1 protein-coding gene is annotated in these 280 nt (G+C 71.4%); it reads right to left on the bottom strand.

Features of this window, described 5'->3' with window-relative positions; all coding sequences use genetic code 11:
- Window positions 1-280 (bottom strand): response regulator (locus ACO0LB_RS20970; protein ID WP_423052687.1); only part of this gene is annotated, 280 nt, incomplete at both ends.

A 280-nucleotide genomic window follows, 5' to 3' on the forward strand; every position in this document is an offset into this window, starting at 1 on the left:
TGGGCTGCGCGCGGATGGCGCGGGTGGCGGTGTAGCCATCCATCTCCGGCATCTGTATGTCCATCAGCACGCAGTCGAAGGGCGGGACGGCGCCGAGCACGGCGCGGATCGCCGCGCCGCCATCGTTGGCCACATCGACGCTGGCGCCTTCCTGGCTGAGCAGTTCAAACGCCACTTGCTGGTTGGTCGGATTGTCCTCCACCAACAGCAGGCGCAGGCCGGCCAGGCGGCGCGCACCGGCGGTCCGTGCGGCGCCGCTGTCCACCGCGCCGGCTGGGTC

Source organism: Undibacterium sp. SXout7W (assembly GCF_049339385.1).
In the GTDB taxonomy this organism is placed as follows: Bacteria; Pseudomonadota; Gammaproteobacteria; order Burkholderiales; family Burkholderiaceae_D; genus Undibacterium.